Origin of the sequence: Chlorogloeopsis fritschii PCC 6912 (genome assembly GCF_000317285.1) — a bacterium.
GTDB lineage: Bacteria > Cyanobacteriota > Cyanobacteriia > Cyanobacteriales > Nostocaceae > Chlorogloeopsis > Chlorogloeopsis fritschii.
In genome coordinates this window covers 224,663-240,200 of record NZ_AJLN01000100.1, presented here as the reverse complement: position 1 = coordinate 240,200, position 15,538 = coordinate 224,663, and the positions used below count along the sequence as shown (strand labels likewise).

13 protein-coding genes and 1 pseudogene are annotated in these 15,538 nt (G+C 40.3%); 8 read left to right on the top strand and 6 right to left on the bottom strand.

From position 1 onward, the window contains the following. The first annotated feature begins 67 nt into the window (after positions 1–67). Positions 68–643 carry a TetR/AcrR family transcriptional regulator gene (locus UYC_RS0120485; RefSeq protein ID WP_016875442.1) on the top strand — a complete coding sequence of 192 codons (576 nt, stop codon included), beginning with the start codon at positions 68–70 and terminating at the stop codon, positions 641–643. Between the two features lie 88 nt (positions 644–731). After that, positions 732–953 (top strand): annotated as a pseudogene (locus UYC_RS36700) (Uma2 family endonuclease); the annotation flags it as partial. Here the strand turns inward: UYC_RS36700 and UYC_RS39020 are convergent. Continuing rightward, complete coding sequence (locus UYC_RS39020; protein WP_016875443.1) at positions 942–1,085, bottom strand: hypothetical protein; 144 nt, start codon at positions 1,083–1,085, stop codon at positions 942–944. The pseudogene UYC_RS36700 and the gene UYC_RS39020 sit on opposite strands and share 12 nt — an antisense overlap. Positions 1,086–1,171: 86 nt before the next feature. On the opposite strand from UYC_RS39020, the gene UYC_RS0120470 reads away from it, so the two are divergent. Together UYC_RS0120470 and UYC_RS0120465 are read left to right on the top strand one after the other, a co-directional pair. After that, entirely contained in the window at positions 1,172–1,513 is a 342-nt protein-coding gene (locus UYC_RS0120470; protein WP_235082971.1) for a hypothetical protein, read from the top strand. A 31-nt stretch (positions 1,514–1,544) separates the two neighbouring features. Further along, complete coding sequence (locus tag UYC_RS0120465; protein ID WP_016875445.1) at positions 1,545–2,009, top strand: type II toxin-antitoxin system VapC family toxin; 465 nt, start codon at positions 1,545–1,547, stop codon at positions 2,007–2,009. A 57-nt stretch (positions 2,010–2,066) separates the two neighbouring features. Here the strand turns inward: UYC_RS0120465 and UYC_RS0120460 are convergent, their stop codons facing one another. After that, a complete protein-coding gene (locus UYC_RS0120460; protein WP_016875446.1) occupies positions 2,067–2,306 on the bottom strand; it encodes a hypothetical protein in 240 nt (79 codons plus the stop codon). A gap of 424 nt (positions 2,307–2,730) precedes the next feature. Next, positions 2,731–3,321, bottom strand: a complete 591-nt coding sequence (locus UYC_RS0120455; RefSeq protein ID WP_016879636.1) for a phycobiliprotein lyase — start codon at positions 3,319–3,321, stop codon at positions 2,731–2,733. Positions 3,322–3,951: 630 nt separating this feature from the next. Here UYC_RS0120455 and UYC_RS0120450 point away from each other — a divergent pair. From UYC_RS0120450 to UYC_RS0120440, 3 genes are all read left to right on the top strand, one after another. Beyond that, positions 3,952–5,340, top strand: a complete 1,389-nt coding sequence (locus tag UYC_RS0120450; RefSeq protein ID WP_016875448.1) for an efflux RND transporter periplasmic adaptor subunit — start codon at positions 3,952–3,954, stop codon at positions 5,338–5,340. A gap of 33 nt (positions 5,341–5,373) precedes the next feature. Continuing rightward, positions 5,374–8,616, top strand: a complete 3,243-nt coding sequence (locus UYC_RS0120445) for an efflux RND transporter permease subunit (protein ID WP_016875449.1) — start codon at positions 5,374–5,376, stop codon at positions 8,614–8,616. A 425-nt stretch (positions 8,617–9,041) separates the two neighbouring features. Beyond that, the gene (locus tag UYC_RS0120440; RefSeq protein ID WP_016875450.1) at positions 9,042–9,443 is read left to right on the top strand and encodes a response regulator; all 402 of its coding nucleotides are present in this window, start codon (positions 9,042–9,044) and stop codon (positions 9,441–9,443) included. 350 nt (positions 9,444–9,793) lie between these two features. On the opposite strand, the gene UYC_RS37960 is transcribed toward UYC_RS0120440, so the two are convergent. After that, positions 9,794–10,066, bottom strand: coding sequence for a hypothetical protein (locus tag UYC_RS37960; protein WP_127011295.1), 273 nt, complete (start codon positions 10,064–10,066; stop codon positions 9,794–9,796). An 846-nt stretch (positions 10,067–10,912) separates the two neighbouring features. Between UYC_RS37960 and UYC_RS0120435 the strand changes: the two genes are divergently transcribed. Further along, positions 10,913–12,880 (top strand): serine/threonine-protein kinase, encoded by a 1,968-nt coding sequence (locus UYC_RS0120435; RefSeq protein ID WP_016875451.1) that lies wholly within the window; start codon positions 10,913–10,915, stop codon positions 12,878–12,880. A gap of 168 nt (positions 12,881–13,048) precedes the next feature. Here UYC_RS0120435 and UYC_RS0120430 read toward each other — a convergent pair whose 3' ends face one another. Next, complete coding sequence (locus UYC_RS0120430; protein ID WP_016875452.1) at positions 13,049–14,110, bottom strand: glycosyltransferase; 1,062 nt, start codon at positions 14,108–14,110, stop codon at positions 13,049–13,051. A 399-nt stretch (positions 14,111–14,509) separates the two neighbouring features. Further along, complete coding sequence (locus tag UYC_RS0120425; protein WP_016875453.1) at positions 14,510–15,481, bottom strand: glycosyltransferase family 2 protein; 972 nt, start codon at positions 15,479–15,481, stop codon at positions 14,510–14,512. Positions 15,482–15,538 lie beyond the last annotated feature (57 nt).

Genomic DNA, 15,538 nt, shown 5'->3' with positions numbered 1-15,538 from the left:
AGACTTGTCTACCCAAGATAGGTGCTAGTATATCCCTAAGGAGACAAACTTGTCTACCCCAAAGGATATGGCTCACGAATCTAGTCACACTCGGCAACAAATTCTAGAAACAGCTTCTGAACTTTTCTATCAGAAGGGTATTCAGTATGTAGGCATTAATGAAGTGATTGCTGCTTCAGGCGTTGCTAAACGAACACTCTATCGTTGGTTTCCTTCTAAAGACAAGCTCATTGAAGAAGTGGTGAAATATCGAGCATCTCAATGGTTGTGTTGGTTTGAAAATGCTGTCAAAGAACGAGGCAATACGCCTAAAGAGCGTTTATTAGCAACATTTGATGTGTTGCGTGACTGGTACGCTAGTCCTAATTTTCGTGGCTGTCCTTTTATTAATGCCGTTCTAGAAATTGCAGACGCATCTCACAAAGCTCATCAGGTTTCGATTGATTTGCGTGAGTCTATTCGACAAATCATTATGCGGTTAGCAGCTGAGGCTGGGGTGCAAAATCCAGAATTTTTTTCGCAGCAGTATCTTCTTTTGATTGGGGGTGCAAGTCTGATGGCAACAATTGAAAAGTCACCTGATGGAGCAAATATTGCTCAAAGTGCGCTTTCGGTGTTGATTGATGCTAGCTTGCAGAATTAACAATTCTTCGACATGGGTGTTTGGGTGTTGTTGATCCAAAGTATGAATTTGCCTCACGCAGAGCCGCAGAGAGTAAGAGTTTTAAATGCCTGATTTTGTGATTGAACTCCGTTGTGAGTGCGATCGCCTCTAACCCCTGCAAGAGAAAATGCAGGAGTACTTAGAAAATGGTTTGCGCTTGGGTTGGCTGATTAATTTTCAAGACGAACAAGTAGAGATTTACCGATCGCGGTAACCTGTAGAAGTTGTTCAAATCCCAGCTGTACTTTCTGGTGAAGAGGTTTTACCTGGGTTTGAGCTACAGTTGTAAATGGTTTGTAGTAGGTGCTTTAGCGCCAAAAACTAAAAATTTAATGTTGAGAACCCCTCCTGAATTGTTGCCCATCTCCTCCGAAACTTTTCGCTCTCCATCACCAACAAGAAAATGTGAGCTTCCAAACATGGCTCATAAGAATGGTGATGACATAGAATTAAGACAGATAACCCCATGTTGACCCTATGCCCAAGACATCATCGCTTGATGTAATTATGCAACAACTAGATGCCCTTTCTCTAGCAGAACTGCTGAAAGTTAGGGCTAAGGTCAATGCGTTGATTAAGGGAAAATCGTTACCGTTGTCCAATAATTTTATTGCTGGAAGCTATCAGAGAGTGACCTTTGTTTCAAATGATGAGAAAGACATTGATATCAGTGTCATCTTAGAAAACATAAGACGCAGTCAGTTAAATGAAGATAAAGTTGTCCAATGTTCTGAATTAGAAACAAAAAAGGATGATTCTTTGAAAAAAGTCATAGAACTGGTTGATGAATGGATGGATGATCAATCAGGATACGATGAGGAAACCTACCCTCAATTGAGGCAGCTTTAAATCAGAATCATCCGTTTTTGTAAAAGCTCAGATGAGCAGAGTTATATTACTAGATACTAATCCGTTAAGTGCAGTAACGCATCCAAAAGCAGAGCCGAAAGTCAGACAGTGGCTAGAATCTTTACAGAATAATGAAACTGTTATACGTGTGCCAGAGATAGCTGACTATGAGCTTCGGCGAGAATTGTTGAGGCAAGGAAAGAGTAAGAGCATAGAGCGCCTCAATAAACTTAGTCAAATTTGCCTCATACCACTAACGCCTGAAACAATGCGAAAAGCAGCAGAACTGTGGGCATGGGTGCGAAACCAAGGAAAGCCGACTGCAAGCAATGACAGCTTGGATGGTGATGTAATTCTTGCTGCTCAGGCTATTCTCCAGTTGCCGAGTTTTAATGAAGTCGTAATTGTGACAACAAACTTAAAACATCTATCGCTTTTTGAGAGCGAAGGGATATGTGTAGCAGATTGGCAGCAAACTCTCAATGATTTAGCCTGATGAGTCCAAGATTGTTCGCCCCAAATTAACCTGCACCTTTCTTGTAACAGATAGTTTTTATCTCTGAGTTATTTCTAACGCTGCCATTGCTGGCACTGGTACTCTTATTTCTATGTCAGGGGCAATATCTGAATGAAATAAATGGAAAGGGGTTCCATCCTGGATAAATTTCCCCTCTGACTGTTTCTCTCCCATCCCTACATTGAGATACAGCCCGTGATAAAACCAATATCCAAGTGAATCACCTCCTGTAGTAGCGATTTTGTATAACTTGCCTAGTGTAAATTTGTTATTCATACACATCTAGTTCATATGTACCAGTAATTCTTTGAAGTTAACCTATCATTAGACAATATAAAAAATCAAGTTTAATATCATTATTTTTTATTATATTTTTCTGAATATTTATAGATAAAAGCTATCTAAATAAGCAAGAACCATTACCGCACAATAAGCATGAGCAGTTGTGGTTCCTATAATATATCTTCGCGTCTAGTTGTCTCCGTATCCCCGCGTCCTCATCTGTTGCTTCACGGCGGTTCATTGCGTATTCTCCACCGATTAATTTCACAAGCTTGTTGATTCTTCAATAGCTTGCAACTAATCGAAGGGTACGTATAAAGTATTGTGATTACAACTACTACAAATAACCAGGTAACACAAACCATCCAAGACTTTACACGAGATGGTTTTACTCCCATAATAATTTCAATGGAGCTATCTAAATCCTTTTTTCCAAATACTGTCCAATCATTAACTGTTCGCCTGCACGAGAGATAATTGACTGGCGCGTTCGATATTTACTACCAACAAGCTTTAATTCTTCCTCAAATACCGAACCATTGTACTCAGTTCGCAAACAGAGAGTAGTGGGGTTGGGAAAGAAATACTGGGCTGTGACTGGTTTGGTTGTAGCGAAACCGCGATCGCGGTACAAGGTGTTTCCCTTTGCCCCAAATAAAGTTTTCCCCTTAGATTCCTTTCTCCCCGAAATAGAATCAGTACTTTCCCATATCACTTCGGCACCACATACCAAACTCATCGTGTCAGACAAATTGTGCATTTGAGCCAGCTTTTGTAATTCATCGCATCCCTGCTCTAAATACCGGATAGTAATGATGCTAATCATTTCCTTTGTCTCTCCCTCCGGCAATGTGTAGTAGCGTCGTTCTGAACGCCACTTACCTACTGATGCTTGAAAAAATTCTCCAAGCAGGGATTCGTTAGCTGTTCGTACAAGTTGTCGTGGTGATAATGTCACTAGTAGCCTTCCTTGCGCAAAGTGAATTCGCACTGAGTTCTGATAGGACATACATGATGTGTGCCCCTTATTTCTAAAATTTCACTTTTCTTAATATAAACTAAATATTGGAATAATTACTGATAGTTTTGCTACAGTGCCCTAAATGATTCTTTTTGCTCAGAACTTCCGCTACTGCGATCGCGTCACCGTATTCTTTAGACTTCTTCTAGAATATGGGCTTTTAGTATTAGCCTCAGATTTGTCATTGTCAAAACATGACTTTAGTCACTGTTACATACGTGACTTTCTTGCCATGTGTTTTCCAAGCTTCAGTCTTTAGGATAGAAATAAAGAAACAAACTAGCGGTAAAAGGCTGATTTTGGTCGTTAAAAGCCTTATACCAACGAGCAGATGGAAAGTCAGTGAAAAACATTTATACTTTCTTTTTAGAATCGCTAATAATTCCATCGGTTACTTAGGTTTTTCTGTATATGACCAATTTGAATAGCATTAATCATTCTGTAAATAAATTTACTATGAGTTGTAAATTATACAAAGTATCTACATAAAAATTGCTAGTATATTTTTCATTTTGCAAAAGATTCTCTAGTGTCTATGCCGCAGGTTAATTTAGTTGAAATTACTTGGAATATGAACGGGCTTGATAGCTAAAAACTTCCTCGGTAGGAGCTAAATCAATGATTCGCGAAGGAAAACAGCCGCGTAAATTTGTCAAAAATCCCGCTTTTGTGTTGGGTTCATCTATCTATTGGCTGGCTAGCTTGCTAGGTATTGCATTGCTAATTGGAGGTTGCGGCTCGCTTCCCAGAGAATCAGCTGAAGCTCAACAAGAGCGTCGTAGCACAGAAGCAGGTGGTGCAACGCCTGTGGATGTGGCGATCGCTCGCAAGGATTTATTGCAACAGCAATTAGAGTATACAGGTACTACTACACCATTCCGTACAGTATCGCTGCGATCGCAGGTAGAAGGAAGGCTTGTGGCTTTGAACGTAGATGTGGGCGATACAGTTGCACAAGGACAAATTGTTGGGCAGGTGGATGATGTGCTTCTAAAAACGGCATTAAATCAAGCGGAAGCGGAACTAGCCGCCCTGCAATCAGAAGTAGCCAGAGCAAATACTCAAGTTAGTAATGCTCGTGCGGAAGTAGAGCGGGCGCGGCTTGAGGTGAAGCAAGCTCAAGCAGATGCACAAAGGCAAGAAAAACTTTTTAAAGAAGGAGCGATCGCCCAACAAGCGGCTGAACAAGCACGTACCACCGCCGAAACAGCTGTGCAAGCATTACGTGCCGCCGAAGAGCAAGTACGCACAGAACAGCAAGCCGTCGCCGCTGCCAAAGGTAGATTAACCGCCCAAAAAGCTGTAGTGGCACAAGCAAAAGAACGCAGATCCTATGCAAGACTCACATCTCCGATTGCTGGTGCAGTTCTAGAAAAGGTGACAGAACCGGGTAATCTTCTCCAACCAGGCAATGAAGTATTGAAAATTGGTGATTTTAACCGTGTAAAAGTTGCAGTTCAACTTTCTGAGTTAGAACTGGCAAATATTCAAGTGGGGCAATCTGTGCAAGTGCGTTTAGATGCTTTCCCTAACGAAAAATATATTGGCACGGTAACCCGGATTTCCCCAGCAGCTGATACTACCGCTCGCTTAGTACCAGTAGAAATAGTGATTCCGAACAGTGACGGTAGAATTGGTAGTGGGCTGCTAGCCAGAGCAACTTTTGTCAGTAAAGAAGAAGAACAAGTAGTGGTGCCGTTAACAGCCATTCAGGGAGCAGAAAAAGCACAACAGAGACAAACAGCGGAACAAACCTCAAAGTTAAAATCGACAGATGAAAATACTCAGGGGCAAGTATTTGTGGTAACGCAAACAGAAGGTAAAACAAAAGTTGCAGCGAGAACCGTCACGTTGGGAAAACGTGGTGATGGCAAAGTTGAAATTATATCTGGCTTGCAACCGGGTGAAGCTTATGTAGTGCGGAGTGGCAAGCCATTAAAAGATGGCAGTGCTGTAAGTCTTTCAATTCTCTCTGAAAAATTAGAATTGACTTCAACAGGAAAATAGAAATCATTGTTGTCTGAATTTTAAATTAGAAAAATGCAGCAAACAACAAAAATTGGGGGATTTAGTATCAGTGCCCTTGCTATCCGCCAACACATTGGCACACTCATGCTTACTCTGGCAGTGATTGTAATGGGTTTCTTTTTCATTACTAAACTACCAGTGGATTTGCTGCCATCAATTACATATCCCCGGATTGGGGTGCGGGTACAAGCTCCTGGAATTTCGCCTGAAGTAGGGGTTGATGAAATTACTAAACCATTAGAAGAAGCTTTTGCCGCGACAGAGGGCGTGGTACAGGTTTTTTCCCAAACTCGTGAAGGGCAGGTAAATTTGGATCTGTTCTTTTTACCAGGAGGCAATATCGATCAAGCTCTCAATGATGCGACAGCGGCATTTAACAGAGCCAGAAGTGGATTACCAGACACAATCGAAGAACCCCGCATATTTAAATTCGATCCTTCCCAATCACCTATTTACGAAATGGCGCTAACTTCGCCTTCTTTGGAAGGTGTTGATTTGCGGGTATTTGCCGAAGAAGAATTAGCCCGCGAACTAAGTGTAGTGTCAGGAGTGGCGGGGGTAGATGTATCGGGAGGGGTACAAGAAGAAGTCAGGGTAAATATTGATTTGGATCGCTTGCAAGCTCTTGGTGTTGGTTTAACAGATGTACTCAATGAACTGACAAGCCGCAACCAAGACATTTCTGGTGGTAGAATTTTTGGACAAAATTCCGAACCTCTCACCCGTACCGTCGGGCGTTTTAAAGACGCTAAAGAAATCCGCAATCTTTCTTTTGAAGTTTCTTCACCTTCTTTGGCTTCCTCTACTTCAGAGCAGGCACAAGGCGCTGCCCCTAATCGTCGCGTGTATTTGCGTGACTTTGCCGAAGTAATTGACGGTACCGAAAACCAACGTCTGTTTGTTTTACTCAACGGAGAATCGGCAGTAAAAATTAGCATTCAAAAGCAACCAGATGCCAACACAATAGACGTTGTTGATGGAGTGAAAAAGCGACTAGAAGAACTGAGAAAATCTGGTGTCGTTCCAGAAGAGGCAATTCTCACACCTACTTTAGATGAGTCAAGATTTATCCGCAATTCCATTTCTAACGTCACTACTTCTGGGTTGATAGGAGCAGTACTTGCGGCGATCGCTGTATTGTTATTTCTCGGTTCGGTAAGGCAAACTCTAATTATTGTGTTTGCGATTCCCTTAGCAACCCTTGCTGCAATTATTTTGATGGGGTTATTTGGCTTATCTCTAAATATTTTCAGCTTAGGTGGTTTGGCATTGGGTGTCGGGATTGTCGTGGATAACTCCATCGTGATGTTAGAAAATATTGCCGAGGGTGCAGGCATGACTCCCGGCAAGGATACGAGAACTCGCCTCAGCCCATTACGACTTATTCAACAGGCAGAACAAAGCAGTCAGGAAGTAGAATCAGCTTTGATAGCTTCTACTAGCACCAACTTAGTAGCCGTATTACCGTTTTTGCTGATTGGTGGCTTTATTTCCCTGCTATTCAATGAATTAATTCTCACCATTAGCTTTTCTGTTGCCGCTTCTATCTTGATTGCAGTAACTGTAGTGCCGATGCTTACTTCTCGAATGTTGGCATGGCGTTTTTCTAGTGGTGTAAGTGATTTTTGGTTTCTACGGGAGTTTAATAATCGTTTTGATGCCGCAACTAGAGGATATAGCGCTTTTTTGAGTAAGATATTGCGTTTTCGGTTGTTAACAGTAGCGATCGCTATTATCCTACTTGGTGGTGGTAGTTTGTGGATGATACCGCAAATTTCTCAAGAAATTTTACCCCGCATCAACACCGGGCAAGCCAACTTATTCGCCCAGTTTCCTCCTGGCACTCCTTTAGAAAATAATCAAAAAGTCATGGCTGCGGTTAATGACATTCTCCGCCGTCAGCCAGAAACGGAATACGTATTTTCCACAATAGGTGGCTTCTTATTTGGTAGCAACACTACAGAAAATCCTCTGCGCAGTTCTAGCACCATTACTCTCAAACCTGGTTCGGATGTAGAAGCCTATGTCGAACGAGTTACTCAAGAATTTAATAAACTAAATTTAGCAGGTATTCGCTTGCGTTTAGCCCCAGGACAAGTACGGGGCTTAATTCTCACCAATTCACCTGTTCGTGGTGCTGAAGTTGATATCATCCTGCAAGGAAATGACGCAGACACCTTACAAAAAGCTGGAGAACAACTGCTGGCAAATTTGGAAGAAAAAGTCACCTTAGCAAGATTTCGTCCCGATGCAGATGCACGTCAACCGGAAATTCAGATTCTTCCAGACTGGGAGCGGGTTGCCGCCTTGGGATTGACTACTAGAGAAATTGGTGACACGATCGCAACTGCAATTCAAGGCAGTGTACCCACACAGTTGCAACGGGGTAATCGTCTTGTAGATGTGCGAGTGCAATTAAATGAAGAATCTGTGCAAACACCTTCGCAACTACAAAGATTACCTTTATTTGTAGAAAATAATCGCCAAGTGCGCCTTAGCGACGTGGCAAGTATTGTGGATGCCCAAGCCCCCGGAGAAATTCAGCGCATTAACCAGCGTCAGGTTTTTATTATTGCTGGTAATTTGACTGAAGGAGCAAGTCTTAGCGATGCTCAAGCACAGGTAGATAATGTATTAAATAATTTCCAGTTTCCTCAAGGTGTCAGCGTCTTACCCAGTTCCACAGCAGAATCGAATCGGCAATTGCAAAACTCTCTAGGGTTGTTGGGGGGATTGGCTAGCTTTTTAGTTTTCGTAGTCATGGCAGTGCAATATAATTCACTGATTGACCCATTGGTAATTATGTTTACAATACCGCTAGCATTAGCTGGGGGTATTTTTGGACTTTACATTACCAGAACTGCCATTGGTGCAACAGTGATTGTCGGTGCTGTGTTGCTTGTTGGTATCGTTGTTAACAACGCCATTATCATGGTTGAACTGGCAAACCAAATTCGGGAACGCGAAGAAATTAGCCGTAAAGCAGCAATCTTACAAGCAGCTCCCCAGCGTTTACGCCCAATATTGATGACTACAATCACCACTGTTTTAGGTATGTTCCCCTTAGCATTGGGAATAGGGGAAGGCTCAGAATTTCTCCAACCTCTAGGTATTGTAGTATTTGCGGGGTTGTCTTTGGCGACACTATTAACGCTGTTTATTATCCCCTGTTTTTATACTCTGCTGCATGATGCTTTGAGTTGGAAATGGGTGAAGCCCATACTAATGCAATTGCGTTTTTTCAGGAAAATGTAATCCGAGAAGCTACCAACTACCCCCATCCCACCACCTCCACAGTTATATAGTTTCACTTTTGATTCTAATTTTTCCATTGGCTGTCTGCGTTTGGCGCATTTAGCCACTTAATTTTTGTGGCAAAATTACTTCAATGTCATAGCTTTAATTTCTACTCTGCGATCAGGTTAAAAAATTAGAAACAATACGCCGTTATTTTTTCCTTGTTGGAAAGATTGATTTTGCTCACTGCATAGGTAGATATACAATTGCTTTACATTTTGAAGATTTATACCATGACTAAACAAGCAAGTTTTTTCAGAACATTTTAAATCATTGGGCTTAGAAAATAACTATATCTGTAGCGGGAGGACTTATAGACTCCTGTTTAGCTAAAGGTGTAAGGGTGATTTAAAAGTAGGAATTTACTATTTTTTGATTGCAATATGTGTGGTATAGGGGCAAAACAAAACAGTAAACATCATTACATTCTGATCTGTGATGATGTTCCTGAAAACTGCTTTTTTCTCGAAACGGTTCTTAAATTGGAGGGTTATGATGTTGAAATTGTAAATAGTGGAACAGCAGCACTAGCTAAAGTTGAAGCTAGTCAACCCGCTCTGCTGCTCCTAGATTTGATGATGCCAGATATGGATGGATACGAAGTTGCTCGTCGAATTCAGCAAAACCCTGTTTTACAATCTCTTCCTATTCTGTTGGTTACAGCTTATGAAGAAGCTTTGCTCGGCGAAGAGTGCGAAGTAAAGCTAGCTGGCATTATCCGAAAGCCCATAGATCCGGATGAATTATTAGTTCGGGTTCAGGCGATTTTAATGCATAAAAATTAGTTCCAATCTGTTTTTAGGCACAAGATAAAAAACGAATTTTAATTAATTACGTAACAACCTTTGGTAATATATTTACCAAAGGCATTATATTTTTTAACCTGTCAAAAGATAGTAGAACTAAGGGCTTAAAAACGTTATATTTTAATTGATAAAAACCGCTAGCTAGCATATATTATCTTTAAATATATTTACTGAATGACTGATATAATTAATATTCCAAATTGATTTGTAAACAACAAAAAGCCAAATTTACCCAAGAAATCGTACTTTTGATTGCCTCAATTCTCACAAATCAAATAGGATAGTCGTAATAGCTATTAAATTGTGCAACATCTAGCTGTTACTAAACATCAACCTCTGGTTTGGAAGCTAAAGCGATCGCTAAAACCAAAATTCCCCATGCATATGTGCTTTTGTTGTGAGGATAGCAGTGGCATTCCCAACAGATACAATTCCATGCTGGTGAAATTTTGAGTAATTATTCTTAGTTCGTAGCAGTTGATATAGGTGTTGGCTATAGTATCCCAATTGGTTGATATAATACCCTCTGTAAGATACCCGATTTCTTGCCAGAAGTCGGGTATCTGCGTTTTTAGATTAGTTGGGGATCTGAGATCTTGCACCCTTCGGGTACTCTACGAGAAGCCGCCCACTCTTACGGGAAGCCGCTCCGCGTCTACGGGCGTCTACGCCAGTTCACGTCACGTGACGCCAGTCGCTACCAACGGATACGTCGCTACTCTACGAGAACGCTTCGCGAACGCGCCTACAAGGAGGGCATTGCCGTCCAAGGCGCTGGCTCCTTTATGCCGGGGAACCCGCCCACCGGACTGGCTCACCATTCTCAATAACCGTAGGGTGGGCAATGCCACAAGGTACAAATAAGGGTTTTAGTCAACCAATAGCATTGCCCACTCTACAAAAATCATAATTCAGCAACTGATGCAAGATGGGAGGGATCTGTGTTTTTAGGTTGTTTATTGTTGACTTACTTAGCTGCATTGCCCTCAAATACAAATTCTGGACTGTTAACAAGGATAATGCGATCGCCTGTATGCAGTTCCTGGTTATCCTGCAACAAAAACTTAGTTATTTCAGTTGCTCTTTTGCTTCATCAATAGTAATTATCTATACATATAAAATATCAATTCTTTACATACAAAATTGAGAAAACATAGTAAATTTTTAGACATTAAGATATTTGCATTATTATGTTAAACAGTTTTCAAACTGATTTTATGCAGCTAGAATAGCAAACATTTTTAACCATGACTAGCCATAACTAGTTATCAATTCAACTATAAAACACTTTTCTATTAAAAGCAGATGGAGAAAAACAATAATCTTTTCAAGACTAATTTAAACCAGAATAAATTTAGTAAATTTTGTGCTTTTAATTCCAGAGTTTGCAATCAGTTAATTTACAATAAAACACTTTTAAATAAAGTAGTATAGAGGTTGAGGAATCGATGTTGCAATCAATAATTAACAATCGTTACAAGATTGTTAAAGTCTTAGGAGAAGGTGGTTTTGGTAAAACTTTTTTAGCAGAAGATACACATTTGCCTTCTGGTCGTTTTTGTGTCATAAAACAGCTAAAACCTGTTACCAATAATCCACAAATATACAAAATGGTTCAAGACAGGTTTGGGCGAGAAGCGGCTATTTTGGAGGATTTGGGCAATAGTAACAATCGAATTCCGAAATTGTATGCTTATTTTTCAGAACAAGATAATTTTTATTTAGTCCAAGAATATATTGAAGGCAAAACTCTCACTAATAAAGTACAAACTGAAGGGGTAATGAATGAGAGTGCTGTGCGAGAAATTCTCAAAAGTTTGTTATATGTTCTTAACTTCGTCCACAGCAGACATATTATCCATCGGGATATCAAACCAGACAACATAATTCTGCGGAATTCGGACAACATACCAGTACTGATCGATTTTGGTGCAGTGCGAGAATCGATGGGTACAGTAGTAAATTCTCAAGGCAATCCTACCAGCTCAATTGTAATTGGTACACCAGGATTTATGCCTCCAGAACAAGCGGCTGGTAGACCTGTTTACAGTAGTGATTTATACAGTCTGGCATTGACGATGATTTATCTACTGACAGGGAAAATGCCGCATGAGTTGGAGACAGATTTCAGAACAGGAAGCATTATCTGGCATCAATATGCGATGAATGTCAGTCCAAATTTGCGGATGGTTTTGGATCGGGCGATCGCTTACAACCCAGGCGTTAGTCTAGCTCCTTCGCAGGAGGCTCGCTATGCCACTGCCAGAGAAATGATTGATGCTTTGCAGTCTCCTGTTGCTAACTATGTTACTCCTACAGTACCTTCACCCCAATACAATACACCAGCATCACCAAACTCTGGTGGTTACCATTCTCCACCGCCTACAGTTGTAAATTCTGGTGGTAATCCACCTCAATATATTTCACCTGGCACACCTACAAGAGGCATTAATCCTCCACAGTACATCTCGCCAGGTACATCAACAAATTCTGACTCAATGTGGATAGGTGGAGGCGGTACATTTAATACTTCTGTTCCCATACCACCCGAAATTCAAGGCTGGAACTGGGGAGCATTTCTCATATCGCCTTTGTGGTGTCTAACTAACCAAGTCTGGATTGGTTTAATCTCCTGGATACCTTACCTCGGTTTACCAATGCCCTTTATCCTCGGTGCAAAGGGAAATGTTTGGGCTTGGAGAAGTAGACAATGGCGGAGCATTCAGGATTTTAAAGCCCATCAAAGAGCTTGGGCAAAAGCAGCGATTATTATTTACTCAAGCTTTGCAGCTTTATTTGTCCTCTTAGCTTTTATTGGTGCTAATCTTCCAGAAGAAGAAAATTCTTCTGATACCACCAATTCTACTCCTAGCCAATCAGCGCCTCCAACTCCTTCCAACCCCACAACTGAACCAGGTATATTTGAGGAAGTTGAAATCAGCAATTTGGAAACGTACACCTATAAAACAGGTTTATTCTCAATCGATATTCCCCAGGGATGGACTGTTAAAGACAATAGCACTTCAGATGAAGTAATTATATATTGGCTTGACGATACTGAAAATGCTCTAGTTCAGGTTAATGTCTTCATTGTAGAACGGGAGCTAGACCAAGAACAGTTAACCACGATGTTAAAAAATTTCATCAACAAGTTTGCCGCTTCACAAACAAACTTGACGATGAATCAACCTGTACGCCAATCTGATGGCAGTGTCAGAATTACTTGGAGTTATACAAATCAAACTCAAGGTGTTTCTGGAAGACTAACAGTCAATAGTTTTATCAAACATCAAAGCAATAAAGTTTCGATTGACTCCTATGTTGTACCTAGCGAGCAATACCAAAAACTTCTACCAGCAATTAACCAAGTTATCAGTAGCTACAAGCTTAATGCTTCGGCTCCTTTAAATCTTTAGTGGTTAGTAGTTGGGAGGGGCGGGTTTTATTGATTAACTTTGGTTTAGAATCGAAAATTTATATTCTAAACCCGCCCGTACAGTGGTTAGTGGTTAGTTGTTCTCATGGTGGTTAATTGTTCATTAAATATAAATATCCATTAGCCATTAGCTATTAACTATTAACAGTCATTTTTTAATTAACTCTAAATACACTGCTAGATATTCTTGATGAACGCGAGTAATATTCAACCACTCTAGATTTTGATGTGCTTTTGTTCTCCACTCATTTAAGGTATCTGAATTACTTAATAAATTTATGAGTGCAGCAGCTAAAGCTTTGCTATCTTTTGCTGGTACCAGAATGCCGGCTTGTCCATTGTCTAAAGCTTCCGGTATGCCATCTACCTGAGTTGCAATAATAGCACAACCAGCTTCACGTGCTTCTGAAAGCACAAGACCAAAAGGTTCGCGGTGAGATGCTAACACGAATATGTCACAAGCTAACAAATAGCGTTGAGGTTCAGCTTGAAAGCCTTCAAAATGAATGCGGGAGGTGAAGGCAGTTTGGCTTGCCTGCGCTTCAAATATTGGGCGATCGGGGCCATTTCCAATAAGATACAAATGGACTTCAGGAAAATCTAAAGCTATTTGCTCAAAAGCTTCTATTAACTCAGTTATGCCCTTACGCTGATACATCCCTGCCACAGTAGCGATCGCGGGACGTTGCAAAGGTAAAGGTTGATACTCTTGTAGCGGACGATTACGGGGACTACCGAGAGTACCATTACATATCACCCGTAACTTTTCTTGAGGGACACCACGCCGTACCATAGACTCGGAAACTGCTTTACTGACAGCAATTACCCTATCGGCAAGCCCCATCAATATGCTGGCTCGTTGAAATTCGTTGTGTACAGTGGAAACTAAAGCGTACCCACCTTTATTTCTGAGTAAACCTGCTAGCACCACTCCCGTCATCATGTGGGCATGAACGATATCCGGTTGAAACTCTTGTACAATTGCCCGATAACGTACAGCCGCTTTAATAATATTAATTGGTTTCCTACTCTGATCTAAGTGATAATGCTTAACACCAAAGCTTGCTAATAAAGCTTCGTATTCTCCCCCTCCAGAAATGACTGCTACCTCGTAACCATTTTTTGCCTGCAAGCAAGCAAGGTCTACAGCCACATTTACAATACCGTTACCAATTTCTTGAATGTGATTCAATATATGTATTATTCGCATAACATTTCAACGGAATTTAAGAAATTAACATAGCGTTATATACAAATACCTTAATATTAATTGATGAAATGAGTTTAGCTTTATATAAATTTAATCAAACTAGAGCTAATATTAAGTAAATGTATAGCTGCTATTCTTAGAGATAAAAATAAAAATATGTAAGGTATAGCAATTTCAAATAAAAATAAAAAACCTAGATCCCCAGATCCCCGGCTTCTTTAAGAAGTCGGGGATCTATAATTACAAATTGGTATGAAACTGGCAATTGAAAAGTTAAAAAATCACTATGTTTTGTAACAAAAATATGTATCAAAAATAATTTTATATACTTAATACCTTAATTGCTGTGCATGGTAATTTTGATGAATATGTTCTGCATTGTGCGTTTTTTTTGGTGAATCATTTAATTAATACATATTTTTGAATTTGAGTACTGCCAAAATTTTGCCGATTCAACAAGGCATTAAACAAAAGATGCCAAGCTTGCCAAGAAAATACAGCAGGAATAGAAGAAAATAATATACTGTTTATACTTTGAAAGTTTTTTTGTTTCAAGGCTACAATGAGCCAATGCAATTTCAAATAATTTTCAATATCCTTAAGAGCAGGAATATGATCACGATGCTTTTCATCAACTAAAGCGTAAATCTTCTCCTTCATCACAAGATTAGTATTTAAGCGTCGAGACAGAGAAAACTTCTGATTGCAAGCACCTTGCCATACAGTTCGATAAGCAAGGCAGTGATTGATGAAAATTGCATCACCAAACTTAGCAATATTAATCCAAGAATCAATATCATCACAATTGGTATCGAGTTGAGAATTCCAACCGCCTGTTTGGAGGAAAACATCACGACGACAAGCTACCTGTACAGGTGTACCAAACGGTAGAAGTTCGAGCAACATACCGTAATGAATATCTGCTTGCGGGGTGTAAAAAGCTAACCCAGTGCCTAATTGTGGCGTGCGGCTAAGTTCAACTTCTTGTTCGTTAATTTGAGCCGCAATACAAGATACGATCGCTGCTTGGGGATGAAGTGCGATCGCTCGTGCCATTTCCTCCAAACAATTAGGAGCTAAGTAGTCGTCATCATCCAAAAATTTAATCCAATCACCAGTGGACTTAAGAACACCAGCATTTACAGTTGCTGCATGACCAGAGTTAACCTCATTGCGATGGTACACAAAGCGAGAGTTTCCACTCTCGAAAAATTTTTCTCTACAATAATTTAAGTATTCTTGTGTGCCATCCAAGGAGCAATCATCAGCAACAACCACTTCACATGGAATAGTTTGCCTCAAAGCAGAGTCTATCGCTCTTTTGAGCAAATGTAAGCGGTTGTAAGTTGTAATTACAATGCTAAATTTCATACGTTTTCTACCTATGGCACAGTCTTGTGACATCACATTTTCTTAATTTGATGCCAC

Bases quoted from the DNA above. Each gene is read 5' to 3' on its own strand.
- UYC_RS0120430 (WP_016875452.1), bottom strand. From the start codon at position 14,110: ATGCGAATAATACATATATTGAATCACATTCAAGAAATTGGTAACGGT.
- UYC_RS0120450 (WP_016875448.1), top strand. From the start codon at position 3,952: ATGATTCGCGAAGGAAAACAGCCGCGTAAATTTGTCAAAAATCCCGCT.
- UYC_RS0120445 (WP_016875449.1), top strand. From the start codon at position 5,374: ATGCAGCAAACAACAAAAATTGGGGGATTTAGTATCAGTGCCCTTGCT.
- UYC_RS0120440 (WP_016875450.1), top strand. From the start codon at position 9,042: ATGTGTGGTATAGGGGCAAAACAAAACAGTAAACATCATTACATTCTG.
- UYC_RS0120435 (WP_016875451.1), top strand. From the start codon at position 10,913: ATGTTGCAATCAATAATTAACAATCGTTACAAGATTGTTAAAGTCTTA.
- UYC_RS0120455 (WP_016879636.1), bottom strand. From the start codon at position 3,321: ATGTCCTATCAGAACTCAGTGCGAATTCACTTTGCGCAAGGAAGGCTA.
- UYC_RS0120465 (WP_016875445.1), top strand. From the start codon at position 1,545: ATGAGCAGAGTTATATTACTAGATACTAATCCGTTAAGTGCAGTAACG.
- UYC_RS0120460 (WP_016875446.1), bottom strand. From the start codon at position 2,306: ATGAATAACAAATTTACACTAGGCAAGTTATACAAAATCGCTACTACA.
- UYC_RS39020 (WP_016875443.1), bottom strand. From the start codon at position 1,085: ATGTTTGGAAGCTCACATTTTCTTGTTGGTGATGGAGAGCGAAAAGTT.
- UYC_RS0120425 (WP_016875453.1), bottom strand. From the start codon at position 15,481: ATGAAATTTAGCATTGTAATTACAACTTACAACCGCTTACATTTGCTC.
- UYC_RS0120470 (WP_235082971.1), top strand. From the start codon at position 1,172: ATGCAACAACTAGATGCCCTTTCTCTAGCAGAACTGCTGAAAGTTAGG.
- UYC_RS0120485 (WP_016875442.1), top strand. From the start codon at position 68: ATGGCTCACGAATCTAGTCACACTCGGCAACAAATTCTAGAAACAGCT.